At 71.0% G+C, this 18356-nt stretch carries 15 protein-coding genes; 8 read left to right on the top strand and 7 right to left on the bottom strand.

Translation table 11 applies throughout. From position 1 onward, the window contains the following. Positions 1 to 4: 4 nt before the first annotated feature. On the bottom strand, positions 5 to 1153 hold the full coding sequence (locus ACFT32_RS24870) for a glycosyltransferase family 4 protein (RefSeq protein WP_382493129.1): 1149 nt from the start codon (positions 1151 to 1153) through the stop codon (positions 5 to 7). 240 nt (positions 1154 to 1393) lie between these two features. Then, complete coding sequence (locus tag ACFT32_RS24865; RefSeq protein WP_382493126.1) at positions 1394 to 2389, bottom strand: DUF3068 domain-containing protein; 996 nt, start codon at positions 2387 to 2389, stop codon at positions 1394 to 1396. 214 nt (positions 2390 to 2603) lie between these two features. On the opposite strand from ACFT32_RS24865, the gene ACFT32_RS24860 reads away from it, so the two are divergent. From ACFT32_RS24860 to ACFT32_RS24845, 4 genes are all read left to right on the top strand, one after another. Beyond that, positions 2604 to 2756, top strand: a complete 153-nt coding sequence (locus ACFT32_RS24860) for a hypothetical protein (RefSeq protein ID WP_215121635.1) — start codon at positions 2604 to 2606, stop codon at positions 2754 to 2756. 2 nt (positions 2757 to 2758) lie between these two features. Beyond that, positions 2759 to 4003, top strand: coding sequence for a PucR family transcriptional regulator (locus tag ACFT32_RS24855; RefSeq protein WP_382493123.1), 1245 nt, complete (start codon positions 2759 to 2761; stop codon positions 4001 to 4003). 179 nt (positions 4004 to 4182) lie between these two features. After that, entirely contained in the window at positions 4183 to 4956 is a 774-nt protein-coding gene (locus ACFT32_RS24850) for an IclR family transcriptional regulator (protein WP_382493120.1), read from the top strand. Further along, a complete protein-coding gene (locus tag ACFT32_RS24845) occupies positions 4953 to 5813 on the top strand; it encodes an SMP-30/gluconolactonase/LRE family protein (protein ID WP_382493117.1) in 861 nt (286 codons plus the stop codon). Before ACFT32_RS24850 ends, ACFT32_RS24845 begins: the two co-directional genes overlap by 4 nt. Here ACFT32_RS24845 and ACFT32_RS24840 read toward each other — a convergent pair. Genes ACFT32_RS24840 through ACFT32_RS24830 form a run of 3 tightly spaced genes read right to left on the bottom strand, consistent with a single transcriptional unit; the run spans position 5810 to position 9041 of the window. Then, on the bottom strand, positions 5810 to 7216 hold the full coding sequence (locus tag ACFT32_RS24840) for an NAD(P)/FAD-dependent oxidoreductase (RefSeq protein WP_382493114.1): 1407 nt from the start codon (positions 7214 to 7216) through the stop codon (positions 5810 to 5812). The two genes, ACFT32_RS24845 and ACFT32_RS24840, sit on opposite strands and share 4 nt — an antisense overlap. After that, positions 7213 to 8433, bottom strand: coding sequence for an MAB_1171c family putative transporter (locus ACFT32_RS24835; RefSeq protein ID WP_382493111.1), 1221 nt, complete (start codon positions 8431 to 8433; stop codon positions 7213 to 7215). Before ACFT32_RS24835 ends, ACFT32_RS24840 begins: the two co-directional genes overlap by 4 nt. Then, positions 8430 to 9041, bottom strand: coding sequence for a toxin-antitoxin system, toxin component family protein (locus tag ACFT32_RS24830; RefSeq protein ID WP_382493108.1), 612 nt, complete (start codon positions 9039 to 9041; stop codon positions 8430 to 8432). The genes ACFT32_RS24835 and ACFT32_RS24830 overlap by 4 nt, the downstream gene beginning before the upstream one ends. Positions 9042 to 9305: 264 nt before the next feature. Here ACFT32_RS24830 and ACFT32_RS24825 point away from each other — a divergent pair, with 264 nt between their 5' ends. The 4 genes from ACFT32_RS24825 (at position 9306) to ACFT32_RS24810 (ending at position 14044) form a co-directional block, all read left to right on the top strand. Then, entirely contained in the window at positions 9306 to 10661 is a 1356-nt protein-coding gene (locus ACFT32_RS24825; protein ID WP_382493105.1) for an extracellular solute-binding protein, read from the top strand. Further along, entirely contained in the window at positions 10658 to 11599 is a 942-nt protein-coding gene (locus ACFT32_RS24820; RefSeq protein ID WP_382493102.1) for a carbohydrate ABC transporter permease, read from the top strand. The genes ACFT32_RS24825 and ACFT32_RS24820 overlap by 4 nt, the downstream gene beginning before the upstream one ends. Further along, the gene (locus tag ACFT32_RS24815; RefSeq protein WP_382493099.1) at positions 11596 to 12444 is read left to right on the top strand and encodes a carbohydrate ABC transporter permease; all 849 of its coding nucleotides are present in this window, start codon (positions 11596 to 11598) and stop codon (positions 12442 to 12444) included. The genes ACFT32_RS24820 and ACFT32_RS24815 overlap by 4 nt, the downstream gene beginning before the upstream one ends. 88 nt (positions 12445 to 12532) lie before the next feature. Continuing rightward, positions 12533 to 14044: an alpha-N-arabinofuranosidase gene (locus tag ACFT32_RS24810; RefSeq protein ID WP_382493096.1), complete on the top strand. Its 1512-nt coding sequence runs from the start codon at positions 12533 to 12535 to the stop codon at positions 14042 to 14044. A gap of 16 nt (positions 14045 to 14060) precedes the next feature. Here the strand turns inward: ACFT32_RS24810 and ACFT32_RS24805 are convergent, their stop codons facing one another. Then, positions 14061 to 15116 carry a hypothetical protein gene (locus ACFT32_RS24805; RefSeq protein WP_382493094.1) on the bottom strand — a complete coding sequence of 352 codons (1056 nt, stop codon included), beginning with the start codon at positions 15114 to 15116 and terminating at the stop codon, positions 14061 to 14063. A gap of 150 nt (positions 15117 to 15266) precedes the next feature. Beyond that, on the bottom strand, positions 15267 to 18245 hold the full coding sequence (locus ACFT32_RS24800; RefSeq protein ID WP_382493091.1) for a beta-galactosidase: 2979 nt from the start codon (positions 18243 to 18245) through the stop codon (positions 15267 to 15269). Between the last annotated feature and the right edge of the window lie 111 nt (positions 18246 to 18356).

Below are 18356 nucleotides of genomic sequence, written 5' to 3'. Positions count from 1 at the left end.
GGTATCACGGGGCCCAGCCCCTCACCGCCTCCGCGGCAACCACCCGAAACTGCCGCACGGTCCGATCCCACCGATACGAGGCGGCCCGGTCCCGCGCAGCCTTCCCCATCAACTCCCGCTCCCGCCCGGCGAGGGCAAGCGCACACCACGCCGCGGCGAACGACGACTCACCCCGTGCGAGAACCCCGGTCTCACCATCCACGACGGAGTCCTTGAGCCCGGGCACATCGAAGGCCACACTCGGCGTCTCCCGCGTCGCGGCCTCCGTCACGACCAGCCCCCACCCCTCCACCGCGGAGGGATGCAGCAACAACCAGGCCGCACACAACAGCCGGTGCTTCTCGGCCTCGGAGACATACCCGGTGAACTCCACACCGGGGCCGGCGAGCCGCTCCAGCCTCTCGCGCTCAGGCCCGTCCCCGACGATCACCAACCGCCCGCCGGTCACCGGCCGCACCCGCTCCCACAACCGCAGCAGCAGATCGATCCGCTTGTACTCGACGAGCCGCCCGACGGCGACGAACAACGGCTCGGCCGAGCGCTCGGCCCTCGGCCCCGGCTCCTCGACCCCGTTGTGCACGACCCGGATACGGTCCCGCTCGACCCCGATCGCCCGCAGCGCGTGGGCCGTCGAGGAGGACACGGCGACCATCAGGCTGCCCTGCCGCGCGCCGGTCAGCGCCCAGTGTTCGAGTCTTCGGCCGATCCGCGCCGCCGGGGCCAGCGGCCCGCCGAAGCGCATCTTCCACAGATCCGTATGGACGTGGTTGACCAGACACAGCGTGGGACCGCGATGCCACAACGGCGCCAGATACGGCATGCCGTTGCACACCTCGACCAGCAGATCGCAGTCGCCGATCTGGCGGGCGAAGGCGGAACGGGCGCGCAGATAGTGCCCGTACGGGCCGCCCGCCGACACGACCCGATAGTCACGGAAGGCCGCGGGGCCTCCGCACAGCAGGGTCACCTGGTGGCCCAGCCGGGTCAGCCCGTCGGCGAGCTTGTCCACCAGCAGCTCGGAGCCGCCGGCGGAGGGGTTGTCCAGATCACGATGGGCGAGGAAGACGATCCGGCGCGGATGTGGGGGGAGCGCCGGAAGGGGTCGCTGCGCGCTGAGGGACGCGCGCAGCGGGGACGGTACGTGCTGGGGCATGGGTGCTCCAACTCGTCTTGGGGTGCGGAACTCAACGTGGGAAAACGTGGGGGGTTCGTTCCGAACGGGAGTCTGGAAGGGGAGTCTTGAAGATGCCGGCCTGTGGGGGGCCTGAGATCTTCCTGGGAGGGGAGTGTGGACGGGATGTGCTCGGGTGGGGTTGGACAGTTTTCGCCCGGACGATCGCCACGGCTACTCACCGGCGTGACAATTTCGGGCTTTGTTAGAGCTGACGTCACATCACATCGTGAGGGTGGGCTGGGGCGTATCGGGCGTTTCGGACGGAACAGGCTGCTCCGGCTCCTTCCGCCCACGCGCCACGAGAACACCACCCATCACCGCGAGCACAAAACCGGTCAGGGCCGCACCGATCGGCAACGTCTCGCCCACCAGCCGCAGTTGGCCGCTGTCCCGCTTCGCCTGCCGCACCGCTTCCTTCTGTGTCGCGGTCGTGAACGAGACCTTCCGACTGTCCAGCAGCACCGCCGCGTCCTTCTTCCCGCCCGGCGCCCGCAGGGTCCGCTTCGGCCCGGTCTGCGCGTAGATCACGCGGCCGGTGGCCTGGTCGACGACCAGCTCGAACCCGTGGTTGGAGTACCACTCCTCGGCGAGCACCTGCGGCCGGCCCGGCTGGTCGACGATGCTGCCGGGCACCATGCGCGTGCCGGTCCTGGTCGGGGGGACCGAGCCGGTGAACTTGTAGCCCGTGTAGCCCTGGACCTTCTCGGTGCCCCGGTAGCGCAGGACGACCGTGTCGCCGAGGGTGTTGTCCCACCACTGGTACGAGCGTTTCTGCACGTCGAAGGGGAACTTCAGATAGGCCTCGCCCTCGATGTACGGCTTCTCCCCGCAGCAGTGCACCGGCCGGGTGGTCTCGCGGTCCATCACCCAGCGGTGCGGCGTGAAGTCCAGCGCGTCGTGCGGATCGGCGGCCGGCAGCGACTTGTCGGTGTCGACCGTGGTGATCACGTCCCAGACGGCCTTGCCACTGCGTTCGCTGTCCTCGACATTGCCCCGGACCCGCTGGGTCACGGTGATCTTCCGGTCGGGAACCGTCTCGATCCGGTCAGTGTCGAAGACGCTGCCCCGGCCGGTGTAGACGGCGGTCGTGTCGATGTCGATCGGATTCACCGCGGCACGCGGCTGCACATACCAGGCGAGCAGGGGCGCCAGCACCAGCAGGAACGTGCCGAGACCCAGCAGGACCAGGGAAAACGGAGAGGTTGTACGGCGCATCCGGGCACTCCAGTGGCTTGGGACGGCTCGACGTACGAGGAGACCGGCACGGCGGCGAAGCGCGCGCATGCGGTTGGGCCGGGAACCGTAGGCTGCTCTTGACGGGGTGTCAATGCTTGTTGAGACTGGGCGCGACAGGCAGGGACGGGACGCCGGGGTGGGGAAACCTCCGGACGATCTCCGGACGTATCCGGACAGAGAGGCTGACCCTGCGATGTCCAGACTGCTCGCTGCCGCGCTGACCGTCGCGCTCGCCGCCGCCCTCGCCGTGGGCGCCGCGCTGGGCGTCGTCGCGCTGCTCCAGGCCACACCCGACCAGCCGAACACGCCCCTGATCACGTACGAGCAAGCGGGCCAGGGGAGTTGACGGTGACGGCCGCCCGCACCGGAACCGTCACCACACGCTCGGCCTGGCACGACGTACCGCGCTTCCAGGTGCGCCGGTTCGCGGCGATCGCCATGGCCGAGGCGCCCGCGCTCGCCGAGGAGATCCTCGGCGAGATACAGCGCGAGTACCCGCATCTTCCGTTCGTCGTGGACGACTCCGGCGAGCCGATGGCCCTGGTGGGCATCCGCCGTGCCATCGAGGTCTTCGTGCAGCACCTGGAGCACTCGGAGGGCCGGCCCACCGTCCCGCCCGGCGTCTTCCAGGACTTCGGCCGCGGCGAGGGCCTCAACGGCCGCTCGCTCGACTCCCTCCAGGCCATCTACCGCATGGGCGTACGCCTGGCCTGGCGCCGCTTCGCCGACATCGGCCAGCGGGTGGAGATCCCGCCCCCGGCGATGTACGAACTCGTCGACGCGGGCTACGAGTACCTGGACGGCCTCGTCGACCAGTCCGTACGCGGCTACGCCGAGGCGGCGGCCCGCCAGGCCGGTGAACGCCTGCGCCTGCAACGCCGCTTGATGGAGCTGCTCCTCGCCGAGCACCACCGCGGCGACCCCGCCGAGGCCCTCACCGAACGCGCCGCCCGCATCGGCTGGCCCTTACCGGCGAAGGTCGCGGTCGGCGTCCTGCTGCGCCCGGCCCGGGAGGCCATGGCGCCGGCGGTCGGCCAGGGCGTGCTGCTCGACATGGAGTACGAGCAGCCCCGCATGGTCGTGCCCGACCCGGGCGCGGCGGGCCGCCCCGAGCTGCTGCACCGGGCCCTGGCCGGCTGGTCCGGCGCGATCGGCCCACCGGTCCCGCTCACCGACGCGGCGAAGTCCCTGCGCTGGGCCGAGGCAGCGGTCCGCCTGATGGAACGGAACCTCCTCCCCTCCGGCGAGGTCCTCCACTGCACCGAGCACACCGAGGCGCTGGTCCTCCTCCAGCCGGAGGAACTCATCGACGACCTGGCCCTCCGCTGCCTGGCCCCCCTGACCCACTGCGGCCCCACCCACGGCCGCCGCCTCGCGGAAACACTCCTGGCCTGGCTGGAGACCAGAGGCGGAGCCCCGGAGGTCGCGACCCGCCTCGGCGTCCACCCCCAGACGGTCCGCTACCGCCTGCGCCAGATCCGAGAACTCTGGGGCGACGAGATAGACAACCCCGACCGCCGCTTCGAACTGGAACTGGTCCTGCGCGCACAGCGACTACGGGGGGAACTGGGGGCGGCACGGGGGCGCCGGTGAGCCTCCGGCGGCCTGCCCGGTGATCACCGACGTGCCCGTGGGCGGGCTCGTCGGTTTCCGCCCGCTCTGCCTCTGCCCATTGCCCGGCCAAACCTCTATGGCTAGCCTGTGTTCGTCATGCCGATCGCCTGTTGGTATCTCGAACACAGGCGCCTGAGACACATAGGGAGGGGCCGGTCGTGGGACGACTCGTACCAGCCGTGACCCGGGCTCTCGACATTCTCGAGCTCTTCCTCGACGGGGACGGGACGCTGTCCGCCCCCGACATCGTGCGCAAGCTGCAGCTGCCGCGCACCACCGTGCACGAGCTGGTGACCACGCTCGCCGCCCGGAAGTACATCGTGCAGGTGCCCGGCCAGCCGGGACGCTACCGGCTCGGTGTGCGCCCGTACCAGCTCGGCGCCCGATACGCCGAGCAGCTCGACCTCGCCGCCGAGGGGCAGCTGGTCGCCCGGTCCGTCGCCGAGACCTGCGACGAGACGGTGCATGTGGCGATCCTCGAGGACACGGACGTCATCTACATCGCCAAGGTCGACTCCACGCACGCCGTGCGGATGGTGTCGGCGGCCGGCCGCCGGCTGCCCGCCCACTGCACCTCCGTCGGCAAGATGCTGCTGGCCTCCCTTCCCGAGCAGGAACTCGCCACCCGGATCCCCGACAACGCCGGGCTGGTCGCGATGACCCCCAACAGCATCACCGACCCGGCCGTCCTGCGCGAGGCCCTGACCGAGATCCGTGAGCGGGGCATCGCCGTGGAGAGCCGTGAGTCCAACCCGGACGTGAGCTGCGTGGCCGCGCCGGTCCGCGACCGCACCGGCCAGGTCGTCGCCGCCCTGTCGATCTCCGTGCCCATGATCCGCTGGAGCGAGGAGCGCCGCGCCGAGCTGGAGCAGCTCGCCGCGAAGGGCGCCGCCGACCTGTCGGAGCACCTCGGCCACCGGAGCGTGGCATGACGACGAAGCCGTACGAGGTCGCCGTACGGGCCGAGGCCGAGCTCGGCGAGGGGCCGACCTGGGACGCGGCGGCCGGCCGTCTGCTCTGGATCGACATCCTCGGTTCCCGGGTGCACACCTACGACCCGGCCACCGGACGCCGCACGGTCCGCCGCACCGAGCAGCACGTGGGCGCGGTCAAGCCGCGCGTCGGGGGTGGACTGGTCCTGAACCTGCGTGACGGGATCGGCCTCCTGGACGGTGACGCCGACGGCGGCCGGTTCCGCTGGCTGCATCACGAGCCCGTGCCCGGCCGTCGCGCCAACGACGCCGCCGTGGCACCCGACGGCACGCTCTGGGCCGGCACGATGCGCTACGACGAGGCACCGGGCGGCGGCTCGCTGTCCCGCGTCGGCGGGGACGGCACGGTCGAGGTCGTCCTGGACGACGTGTCCGTCAGCAACGGCACGGGGTGGAGCCCCGACGGACGGCTCCTGTACTACATCGACTCCCCGACCCGGCGGGTCGATGTCTTCGACCACACGGACGGGCGGGTGTCCGGCCGCCGGACCCTCGCCGAGATCGAGGACGGCGCGGGTTTCCCCGACGGGCTGACCGTCGACGCCGACGGCTGTGTGTGGGTGGCGCTCTGGGAGGGCTCGGCGGTACGGCGCTACACACCCGACGGCGAGCTGGACCGGGTGATCGAGCTGCCGGTGCCGTTGGTGACGGCCTGCGCGTTCGGCGGGGCCGGGCTGAGCGACCTGTACATCACGACGGCCCGGGTGGGCCTGACGGAGCCGCCCGCACTGGCGGGGTCGGTGTTCGTGGTGCCGGAGGCGGGCAAGGGCGTGGCACAGCCCGCGTTCGAGGGCTAGGGCTCCAGCCCGGCCGCTTTCCGCTCCACTGCCGTCAACGGCGGTCCGTTCAAGAACGACTTGAGCGGGCCCACCGCCGCCGCCAGCAGCACCGACGGGGTCAGCAACACCCCCGCCCCCCGCTCCAGTGACGTCACATCGGTCACCCGCCGGGCGATACGGCCGTTGCCCGTCGCCGTGTACATCAGCCGGTCCACGTACGCGGTCACCAGCCGGTCCCGGAGCGTGGGCCCCTGCTCCGTCGCGCCCGGATAGAAGACGTCCTGGCCGATGGCGAGGTCCCAGGCCGCGCCGACCGGGCGGGAGGCGGCCTTCTGGATCCGCCGGGCCAGACCGGGCGCGGCCCAGCCGTGCCGCCGTACCGTGTCCCGCAGCAGCAGGGCGCTCTGCGCGGCGACCGCCAGGCCGTGGCCGTAGACCGGGTTGAACGCGGCGAGCGCGTCGCCGAGGACGGCGAAGTTCTCGGGCCACGCCGGCATCCGCTCGTAGAAGTGCCGACGGTTGACGGTGGTGCGGGTGAAGGACACGTCGGTCAGTGGCTCGGCCTGTTCGAGCAGGTCGCCGATCAGCGGGTGCCGCAGGTCCTCACGGGCGAAGCGGACGAAGTCGCCGTTGTCCCGGGACGGCCGGCCGCCGCGCGTGCCGCACAGGGTGACGATCCACCGGCCCTCCTCGACGGGCAGCAGGAACCCCGCCCGGCCGGGGCCGCCGTCCCGCCGGTCGGGCTGGACGTTGACGACCGGGAAGGCGTCACGGGCCGCGGCGGGGGCGAGATACAGGCGGCTGGCGTAGGCCAGGCCCGCGTCGACCTCGCGCCGCTCCGCCAGGGGCAGACCGAGGTCGGCCAGCCAGTGGGCGGCCTGGGAGCCGCGGCCCGAGGCGTCGACGACCAGGTCCGCCCCGAGGGTCCGCTCGGGGCCGTCGTCGGGCCGGATCCGTACGCCGGTGACCGCGGCGTCCGTGCCGGTGAGGCCCACCGCCTCCGCGCGCTCGACGACCTCGATCCGCTCGTCGGCCAGGACCCGCGCGCGGACCGTCGCGTCCAGCAGGTCCCGGCCGGCCAGGATCACGTGGTGGGACTCGGGCCAGCGCCGGAACCAGCCCCGGGTGCCCAGGGCGACGATGTCCGTCGTGACCGGCAGTCGGTTCGCCCCGGCCTCCCTGAGCGCCCCGGTGATCCCGGGCAGCAGTTCCTCCATGGCCCGCACCCCGCCCGACCAGAGCATGTGGGCGTGCCGTGCCTGCGGCAGTCCCTTGCGGGGTCCGGGAGCGGCGGGCAGCGCGTCGCGCTCCACGACGACGACCCGGTCGGCGACATCGGCCAGCGCGCGTGCCGCGAGCATGCCGGAGTGTGATCCCCCCAGGACGACGGCGGTTCTGGCGGGGGTGGAGCTGTCAGTCATGCGCGGGCGTTCTCTCTCCCGGGGGCGGCCGCGCGCGAGCGTACCGCCTCGATGTGGTCGCGGTGCCGCAGGGCCAGGGACACGGCCTGGATCTCTTGGAGCAGATAGGTGGTGTCGGGGCCGGACGGGGAGGCGGCGCTGTCGCTCCGCGGGGCCCGTTCCCGGGCGGCGACGGCGTCCAGGATCATGACGGCGGCGGCCAGCGCCTTCGCCCGGCCGGGGTCGAAGCCGAGCCCCAGGGCCGCGTCGTACGACCGTTCCCGCAGCTCCTCGTCGAGGTGCCGGGAGAGCTGGAGGAGCACGTCGCGGATGTACGTCTCGCGGCGGATCAGGCGCAGTTCGCCGGTGGCGCGCGGGGCGAAGGGGGCGCCGCCGCCGTTGACGGTGCGCAGCAGCAGGTAGAGGGGGCGCAGCCGCCAGTGGGCGAGCCGGATGCGCCAGCGTTCGTGCAGGTACTGGCCGCCGTGCGGAATGATGAAGCCGATCGCGACCATGGTGGCCGACAGACAGGCGGCCGAGGGAGCCAGGTAGGTGCTCAGCCAGTCCAGATCGTTGCCGGTCAACCGGGCGATGACGGCGGTGAGTTTGGCGGCGTCGAAGAGCAGGTTCGTCGCGTAGCCGACGCCGAGGAACCTCAGGCCCCAGCGCAGCCAGGCGTCGAGGCCGTCGGTGCGGACCCAGTTCCAGATCAGCCGGGCCGTGACCGAGCAGGCCACGGTGTGTGCGAGGAGGTAGAGAAGGATCTCCTCGCGCATGAAGGGCGTGTTGGCGTAGTACGTGTCCAGGTCCTGGCGGCGCTCCACGGGGACGTCCGCGAGCCAGAAGAGCACCCACAGCGCGACGACCACACCCGCGTAGGCGAAGACGACCCACCGGGCGGCGCGGCGCGTCGAGGCCGAGCGGTCGGACAGGCCGTTGCGCCAGGCGACGATCAGCAGCAGCCAGGACGCGCACAACGCGGTGAGCAGCGAGTACACCAGCGGCGCCGCGATGTTCGGCACGCCGGTGACACGGTTGGTCCAGCCGATGACGGCCGGGGACGCGAAGACGAACACGGCGCAGGCGAACAGCAGCAGCCCGCCGACCGCGCGCAGCATCGGGTCCCGCCACATCTTCACCAGGCTGGGCAGCTTGATGACCAGGGCGACGGTCAGCGCCCCGATCGGCAGCCAGAAGGAGACGGAGAAGCCGTCGAGGACGTCCCGGGCGTTCGTCATCGCGCGCCGCCTCCGCGTCCCCGGTAGCCCATCGACCGCCGCACCGGATCGAGAGCGGCGTTCGCATCGCGCGGGGGACCGTCCGCGAAGGAGCGGAAAGCCGCCGCCAGCCGGTGCCCGAAAGCGTCGGCCTCGGCCTCGTCCCGCTCACGCGAGCCGTCGCGGGCGGCCACCGTCAGCGCCAGGGACTTCCAGCCGGGCTCGCGGTCCAAGGCCCGCACCGCCGCCGTGCCGGCGACATGGTGGTGGTCGTGCCCCGCGTGCAGATGCCACAACTCATGCCCGAGGATGACCAGTTGCTGCAGGGCCTCGGCCCGCTCCTCGATGATGACGAGGTCGAAGTCCTGGAACTCGACCCACAGCCCGGTCACTTCGATCTCGTCGGGAAAGCGCTCGAAACGCAGCTCGACGGGACGCCCGCCGCGCCGCGCGCTCATCTCCTCGCACAGCGCCCGGCACAACGACCGTACGTCGGTGGGGGACTGCTCTCTCGCCCTGACCCCGGCGGCGAGCCCGGCGGCCAGGCCGCGCATGGCGGAGCCACGTCGCGAGCGCCTGAACGCGGCAGTGACTCGGGCGGCCCTCATCCGCGCGCCCGCGATGTCCATCGCTCCCCCTTCTCACCGCCGGCCGACGGCTTGGCAGCGGGTCCGAGACTACGCGCCCGAAAGTGTTCACGTCATGCGATCCGACGCCCGTAGTTCAACGGAGAACGACCGTTCTTGTACGGAACGTCGTGTCCACAGTCCGGCCGGGCCATTGACGCGCAAGCGCTTCGAATTTACGGTCCCGTTCGAAGTGACGAGCGATTTACGAAATACCGAACGAACAGCACACCGACAGTTAGGGCAAATCGACAGTAAGGGCAGGGAATGGGACGACCTGACCTGAACCGCAGACAGCTTCTGGGCGGACTCGGAGGACTCCTGGTCGCGGGCAGCTTCGGCTTCGCCGCGGCCGGCACCGGAGCCGACGCGCTCGCCTCCGGTGCGAACACCCGCGTCCGGTACTGGAATCTCTTCAGCGGCGGCGACGGCTCCAACATGATCGCCATGCTGGACGCCTTCCGTAAGGACAACCCGGACATCGCGGTGAAGGACTCCACGCTCCAGTGGGGCAGCCCCTTCTACACCAAGCTCGCCATGGCCGCCGCGGGCAACCGCGCACCCGACCTCGGCGTCATGCACCTCGGCCGGGTCACCGGCTTCTCGCCCGGCCGCTTCCTCGACCCCTGGGACGTCGGACTGCTCGCCGAGTACGGCGTACGGGAGGAGGACTTCAACCCCGCGCTGTGGAAGCGCGCCGTCATCGACGGCAAGCTCTACGCCCTCCCGCTCGACATCCACGTACAGCTCTGCTTCTACCGCAAGGACGTGCTGAAGAAGGCGGGGCTGCTCGGCGGCGACGGCCGGATCGTGCCGGTCACCTCCCCCGACGAGTGGTTCGACGTCCTCAAGGAGGCCAGGAAGGCCACCAAGAAGGGCCTCCAGACCATCGGCCTGTGGGCCAACGACCAGAACTTCCAGTGGTGGTTCTTCGTCGCCTTCTACACCCAGCTCGGCGGCACCTGGTTCGACGCCGCCCACACGGAGGTCACCTTCGACACCGGCAAGGCCACCCAGGTCCTGGAATTCCTGCGCCGCCACACCGCCGACGGCTACGCCGATCCGGGCATGGGATCCGTCGGCGCCGAACAGTTCGTCAACGGCGCGCCCTTCGCCTGGGAGGGCAACTGGTCGGTCCCGGTCTACTCCGGAGCGAAGCTCGACTACGGCGCGACCCCGCTGCCGCCCGTCTTCGGCAAGCAGGCCACCCACGCCGAGTCGCACGCCTTCGTCCTGCCGCACCAGTCCGACCGCGGCGGCCCCAGCAACGAGGCCGCCCACCGACTCGCCGCCTACGTCGTCCGGCACGCCCGGCAGTGGGCGGCCGGCGGCCACATCCCTGCCTACACCCCGACCCTGTCCACGGCCGCGTACAAGGAGCTGAACCCGCAGAGCGAGTACGTCTCGGCCATGAACCACCAGGCCACCGAACCGAAGGTCTGGTTCGCGGGCTCCACCGGCATCCTCGCCCAGCGCGTCGGCCCGATCGTCGTCTCCGCCACGGTGGGCTCCGCCGAGCCCGAGACCGCCGCCCGCCGGATGAACAGCGCGCTCACCCAACTGCTCGCCATGAAGAACCCCATGGACGGCCGCACCGCCGCAGAGGGAGGTGCGGCCGCATGACGGCGACCAGCGCCCAGAGCATCGCCGCACCCGCACGCGTGAAGACCGCCGCCGACAGCGCCCGCCTCCGCCGGGGCCAGGGCTTCCAGCACGGCGGCTGGTTCGTCGCCCCGTTCCTCGCGCTCTTCGCCCTGTTCGTGATCTGGCCCCTGCTGCGCGGCGTCTGGCTCAGCTTCACCGACGCCAACATCTCCGGCGAAGGCGCGAGCTTCATCGGCCTCGACAACTACCGAGAGGCCATCGAGGACCCATTGATGTGGGACTCCCTCGGCCACAGCGCGTACTTCACGCTCCTGGTCGTCCCCTGCATCACGGTCCTCGCCTTCCTCCTCGCGATGCTCGCCCACCACATCGAACGCGGCAAGTGGCTGTGGCGGCTGTGCTTCTTCGCCCCGTTCCTGCTGCCGTCCACCGTCGCGGCCAATCTGTGGCAGTGGCTGTTCAACCCCGGCACCGGAATGATCAACCACGTCTTCGGCATCGAGACGCCCTGGCTGACCGACAAGTCCTACGCGATGCTCGCCATCGTCATCCAGACCCTGTGGTGGACGGTCGGCTTCAGCTTCCTGCTCTACCTCGCCGCGCTCCAGGGCATCCCCGGCCACCTCTACGAGGCCGCCAGACTGGACGGCGCGAACGCCTGGCACCGCATGGTCCACATCACCCTGCCGATGCTGCGCAACATCACCGGGCTCGTCATCGCCCTGCAGATCCTGGCCTCGCTCCAGGTCTTCGACCAGGCCGTCGTGATGATGGACTTCCTCCCAGGGCCCGAGGGATCGACGCGCACCTTCGTCCAGTACACCCTCGAAGAGGGCTTCACCAGCTACCGCGTGGGCTACGCCTCCGCCATCTCCGTCATCTTCTTCGTGATCATCGCGGCCGTCGCCCTCGCCCGGATGTGGCTGCTGCGAGGCCGTGAGGAGGCCGCCCGATGAGCACAGCCGCCCACCCCCGCAAGCCGTGGACGCCCAGCCAGATCGTGCTCACCCTCCTCGGCGCCGCCGTCTCCGCCGTCTTCCTTGCCCCCTTCGCCTGGGGCCTGTTCACCTCGCTCAAGTCCGAGACCGAGGCCGTGGAGGTCCCCCCGCACTGGCTCCCCGAGGACTGGACGGGCCAGGCCTGGAAGGCCCTCTTCGAGACCGGCAACATCACCAACTGGTTCGTGAACTCCCTGGTCGTCTCGGTCTGCGTGACGTCCGTCGTCCTGCTGGTGAGCGCCCTCGCCGGATACGGCTTCGCGCGCACCGAGTTCCGCGGCAAGAACGCCCTGATGGGGCTGGTCATGGCGGGCCTGATGATCTCCCCGGCGGTGCTCGGCGTGCCGCTGTTCACCACCGTCCAGCAGATGGGCATGGTGGACACCTACTGGGGCATGATCCTGCCGCAGTGCGCCCCCGCCGCGATGGTCTACATCCTCTACAAGTTCTTCCAGGGCATTCCGCGCGAACTGGAGGAGGCCGCGTTCATCGACGGCGCGGGCCGCTGGCGGGTCTTCTTCACCATCGTCCTCCCGCTCTCCCGCCCGTCCCTCGCGGCGGTCGGCATCTTCACCTTCATCGCCTCGTGGAACAACTTCCTCTGGCCCTACATGGTGACCAACAACCCCGACCTGATGACCATGCCGAACGGCATCGCGACCGTCATGAACTCCTACGGCATCCAATGGGCCCAACTCATGGCCGGCGGCCTGATGGCGGGCCTGCCCCTGATCATCGTCTTCGTCTTCTTCCAGAGGCAGATAGTGGCGGGCGTAGCGCACACAGGCTTGGCAGGCCAATAACGCCCCTTCTTTTGCTTTTAGGGGCGCGGGGAACTGCGCGATCAACCCCCACGCACCCGCAGCCGAAACTGAACCTCGAAAGGCAAGCATGAACACCGCCCGCTTCACCCTCGACCCCGCATTCACAGTCGGCGAAGTGAACCCCCGCCTCTTCGGAAGCTTCGTGGAACACCTCGGCCGCTGCGTCTACACAGGGATCTTCGAACCCGACCACCCCACAGCCGACGAGGCCGGCCTCCGCCAGGACGTCCTGGACCTCGTGAAGGAACTCGGCGTCACCGCCGTCCGCTACCCCGGCGGCAACTTCGTCTCCGGCTACAAGTGGGAGGACTCGGTCGGCCCCGCAGAGGACCGCCCCCGCCGCCTCGACCTCGCCTGGCGCTCCACCGAGACCAACCGCTTCGGCCTCTCCGAGTACATCGCCTTCCTGAAGAAGATCGGCCCCCGGGCGGAGCCCATGATGGCCCTCAACCTCGGCACCCGGGGCGTCGCCGAGGCCCTCGAACTCCAGGAGTACGCCAACCACCCGGCCGGCACGGCCCTGTCCGACCTCCGTGCCGCGCACGGCGACAAGGACCCCTTCGGCATCAAGCTGTGGTGCCTGGGCAACGAGATGGACGGCCCCTGGCAGACCGGCCACAAGACCGCCCAGGAGTACGGCCGGATCGCCGCCGAGACCGCCCGCGCGATGCGCCAGATCGACCCGGGCGTCGAACTCGTCGCCTGCGGCTCCTCCAGCCAGTCCATGCCCACCTTCGCCGCGTGGGAGGCGACGGTCCTGGAGGAGACGTACGACCTCGTCGACCACATCTCCCTGCACGCCTACTACCAGCCCGAGAACGGCGACGTCGACTCCTTCCTGGCCTCCGCCGTCGACATGGAGTCCTTCATCGAGAACGTGGTCGCCACCGCCGACCACATCGGCGCGAAGCTGAAGTCGAAGAAGAAGATCAACCTCTCCTTCGACGAGTGGAACGTCTGGTACATCTCGGAGTGGCACGAGATCGAGAACTCCGGTGCGCGGGACTGGGCGGAGGCCCCCCGCCTCCTGGAGGACAACTACAGCGTCATGGACGCGGTCGTCTTCGGCTCGCTCCTCATCGCCCTGCTCCGGCACGCCGACCGCGTCACCGTCGCCTGCCTCGCCCAGCTCGTCAACGTCATCGCGCCGATCATGACCGAGCCGGGCGGCCCGGCCTGGCGGCAGACCACGTTCTTCCCGTTCGCGCAGGCGTCGAAGTACGGCCGCGGCGAGGTCCTGGACGTCCGCGTGGACTCTCCCACGTACGAGACGAAGAAGTACGGCGAGGCGGACCTCCTGCACGCCACGGCGGTCCGCGCCGAGGACGGCACGGTCACCGTGTTCGCCGTCAACCGCAGCCGCACCGAGGCGCTGCCGCTCGAGGTCGCCCTGAGCGGGCTCGGCCTGTCGTCGGTCGTCGAGCACAGCGCCCTCGCGGACGCCGACCCCGACGCCCGCAACACCCTCGACGACCCCGAGCGGGTCACCACGCACCCGGTCGAGGGCACGGCTCTCCAGGACGGCACGCTGAGCACCGTCCTGGAACCGCTGTCCTGGAACGTGATCCGGCTGGCGTGACAACCGGACGGGCGGATCAGCGTTCGATCCGGAGCTGGGCGGCCGAGGACGCCGAGGTCGATGTCGTGCCGACCGCCCAGTAGTTGCCTGCTGAACCCGGCACGGAGGCAAGGGCGTTCATGACGACGGGGGTCGTGGCCACCGGCCCCCGCTCGCTCACCCAGGCCGTGCCGTCCCAGCGCAGGTAGTGGGCCCTGGTCTGGTCCCAGAAGTCCCAGCCGGCGATGCGGTCCGGCTGTCCCTGCGCGTCGGCGACGATCCCGTTGAGCATGCCGACGCCGAACGGCTTGGTGACGCTCTCCCAGGTGCTGCCGTCCCCGTGCAGCAGAAGCACACCCGGGGGTTTGCCGACCGGGCCGCCGACGCCGTAGTCGTACCCGACGAGCCACAGGTCGTCGTCCGCCACCGGCAGCAGCCCGGTGATGCTCGCCCGGATGCCCTGGTAGGCGGGCAGCTCGCTCCAGGCGGAGCCGTCCCAGCGGGCGACGACCCCGACGCCGTACAACCAGACGTCACCGGTCGGGGTCAGCTGGACACCCGAGGGCGTGGCGGCGGTCGCGCTCGGGGGCGTGGGCAGCCAGGTCCAGGTGCCGCCGTCCCGGTGCAGGAGCAGCTGGCCGTCGGAGGTGCGACCGGAGAACCAGGCCCCACCGCGGGGGTCGACCGCGACGCCGGTGAGCGACGTGCCGGACTGCCCCCGCCCGGGGAAGTCGGTCTCCCGCCAGGTCTGCCCGTCCCACGCGAGCAGATGTGTGAGGCCCGCCGTGTCGGTGCCGATGGCCCACGCCGAGCCGGCGCACGTCCCGGCCACGGAGTGCAGGTAGCCGCGGAAGCCCAGGTGGCCGAGGCCGGTCCGCGCCCATGCCGTGCCATCCCACACGAGGGCCAGCGGTGAGCCGAGCGTGCTGCCGCTGCGGCCCTCCTCGCCCACCGCCCACGCGAGGGAGGCCCCGGCGGCGGCCACGTCCCGCAACTGGGCGGCCGGTGTGCCCGCCGGTGTCGGCACGGCCTGCCACGCATGAGGTGCGCCGGTGTCCCGGGCGACCGCGGCCGGGGCGAGTCCGAGACCCACCCCGGCACCGACTAATCCGCTGATGAAACGCCGTCTTCGCACGAGTTCCCCTCCCGGTCAAAAGCCCTTGAAAGGCCAACACGGTGAACCAGCGTGCCGCAGAAGGCAATGCACGAGGACGGCTCGATCCGGTCACGCCGGCCGGTCCGGTCACACGGGCTTGACCGGCACTCCTCCCGCCGCCACGCCCAGCAGGGTCAGCCGTACGTCCTTCGGCCCGGCAGGTGTGGTGCCGTCCGACAGCACCGCCAGCGCCAGTGTGTTGGCCCCACGTGTGCGGAGGATCCCGTTCGGCAGCACGAAGGTGTGCTGCGGCCCTACGTCGTTGATGTACTGGCCCATGTTCCAGCCGTTGAGGAAGATCTGAACGCGGTAGGCCCGGTCCGGTTCGTCGTCGAGGACGAGCCCGATCGAGGCGTCGACGTCCGGATCGACGTCCAGCCGGAAGTCCGTCCGGTACCAGGTGACGCCCTGCCGCCGGTCGGCCCGGGGGAGCTCGGCGTCCTTCCAGTCCGCGTCGTCGTGCTCGGGCAGATGCCAGCCCTCGCGCTCCCCGTGCAGCCCGCCGTTGTTCATCGGCCCGCGCACGGGATCGGGCGTGGACGCGCCCTGGATACGCCACTTCACCTCGGGGGAGGCGCCCTCGAAGGTGACGGCGGTCAGTCCGCGCGCCGCCTTGTGCGTGTCGAGGGCCTTGCCGTCCATGTCGTGCTGCATCGGCCGGACGAGCACGGACAGCACATGCCGGTCGCGCTTTCCGTCCCGCGCCTCACGGAACCTGTCCCGCAGTTCCTCCGGCAGGGCGAAGGTGGCCTTGGCGGTCCACGTCCCCTGCCGGGCCCGGCTCTTGTCCGGTACGGGCATCCGGTGCGTGCCCAGCGGCTCGCCGTCCAGCCAGGCCATCAGCAGACCCTGTGTGCCCGTGCTGTAGGCGAGGGACACGGACTCGACGCCGTTCTCGTCGTCCCACTCGCCCCGGTACCAGACGTCGCCGTAGTGGAAGCCGTAGTCGTCGGCGAACAGGACGGGCTGCCCGTCGGGGACGGGCGTCGTGCTGAAGGACGTCGTCCTGTCGGCCGCTGTCCAGCCCGAGTCGTCGAAACCGGGCTCGGCCTCCGGGTTCTCGGTCCGCCGCCGCCAGCCGTCGAGCGCGGGCAGGGCCGGCCGGGTCACCCCGGGGAGCGGCTTCAGGGCCAGCAGGCTGCCGGAAGCGCTGATCCGGACGGGCACCGGGCGCCCGTTCCAGGTGACGTGCGTGATCCCGCGCGGCCCCCACACCTCGAGGCCGGTCGCGCCGGTGGTGTCGCCGGTGAGGTGCGCCGTGGAGCCGCGCAGGGTCGCCGACCGCAGCAGGGCGGGGCCGTAGACAAGGAGCGGGCCGGACGGTGTCTCGTACGGCCACAGCCGCAGGGCGGTCGCGTCGTCGGCGAACAGCACCAGCATCGGCGTGTCCACGCCGTCGCCCTCGACCCGCACCCGGCTCAGCCCGCCGGCGCCGAGCGGAGCGGTGATGTTCAGCTTGTTGAGGTTCCAGGACCACGCGGGCTCCGCGTCCAGCCGCATGGGTGTCGGCTCGTCGACGCACTCCAGCACGACCTGCGCGAGATCGCCCCGCCGGCCAGCGAACACCGCGATGTCCTGCCGTCCGGCGGTCAGGCTCAGCATCGGCTGCACGGTGGCGTGCACCAGCGTCCGCTTCCCGAGCTTCAGATCGGCGGCGATCAGCTTGGCGTCCCGCGCCGGGACCATGACCGGCACGTCGATCCCGGCGTCCGGCAGCGTCACCGAGACCGCCTCGGCGGAGTCGTTGCGCAGGACGTAGAAGTGGGCGCCGGTGTCGGGGTTGGTCAGGTGGTAGACCTTGATCCGCTTGTCGGTGGCGCGCACGGCCTTCGCCCGGTTCAGCTTGGCGAGGTCGGGCAAGTGGCGCACCGACTGCCCGATCTGGTGCATCGAGGCGAGCTTGGGGGTGGCGTTGCGGGCCTCGTCGAAGGCCGCGCCGTAGTCGTACGACGTGTAGACGGCCGGCGCGGGCAGCCAGCCCCAGGAGGTGCCGCCGAACGTCATGTAGACGTTGTGCAGCGTGATTCCGTTGGCGAGGTTGGTCAGGTAGAAGCGCCGCTCGTACGCCGCGTCCCGGGTCCGGCGCGACTCGGCGTACCCCTTCCCGCCGAACCAGGACCCGCCCCACGGGTCGAACCAGCCCCCGCCGAACTCGGGCACGAACCCGGGCGTGCGCGGACTGGCCGTGGCCCCGCCCTTCGCCCCGCCGGACCCGAAGTGCCCCCAGTCGGGCGGGACTTCGTCCGGCTCCGGATACCCGTCGAACCCGTAGAGCCAGCGCCCCTTCTCACCGCCGGTGCCGAACGACCCCGGGGCCCAGTACCCGTTCCTCCCCTTGTCGTTGTGGAACAGCGGTACATCGATGCCGTCGGCGCGGACCTTCTCGTACAGGTACGCCATGTAGGCGCGCCCGGCCGGGTCGTCGACGTGCGCGTCGTACTCGTTCTCGATCTGGTACAGCAGGACCGTGCCCGTACCCCGGGTGAACAGGCGCTTCGCCACGACGGCGTTGACGGCGGTCAGCCACTCGTCGACGTACTTCAGATACGTCGGGTCGGAGGTCCGGGCTCTGCCCTCGGTGGCGGTCAGCCAGCCGGGGAAGCCGCCGGCGTCGACCTCCGCGTTGATGTACGGGCCGGGCCGCAGGATCACGTACAGGCCGGTCTCGGCGGCCGTGCGCAGGAACAGGTCCAGATCGCGCACCCCGGTGAAGTCGTACCGGCCGGGAGCGGCGGAATGGTAATTCCAGGCGACGTACACGCTGACGGCGTTGTAGCCGTGGGCGCGCATCTTCTCCAGCACGTCCCGCCACAGGGACGGGCTCGGCAGCCGGAAGGGGTGCATCTCGCCGGACCAGAGCACCAGGCGGCGGCCGTCGACCAGCAGCGAGTACCGGTCGAAGCCGATCCGGTGCCGCTTGCCGTCCGCGCTCGGCACCGGTGGCGGCGGGCCCGTGGGCGCGGTCCGTGCCGTTTGGGCGGAGGTCGGCGACCCGCTGCCGGTCAGCGCGAAGCCGAGCGCCGCCGTGCCGGCGAGAGCGTGGAAGGTACGCCTGCTGAGCTCCAAGGGAGCGCCTCCTGTTGTGCTGCCGTGCCGTGCGTGGTGCCTACGTGGTGGCTGGGTCGTGCCGAGTGTGTGGTGCCTGGGTGGTGCTGTGCGTCATTGTCCACAGGCCGA

The organism is Streptomyces sp. NPDC057002 (assembly GCF_042673825.1).
GTDB lineage: Bacteria > Actinomycetota > Actinomycetes > Streptomycetales > Streptomycetaceae > Streptomyces.
This window is presented reverse-complemented; position numbering and strand designations above follow the sequence as displayed.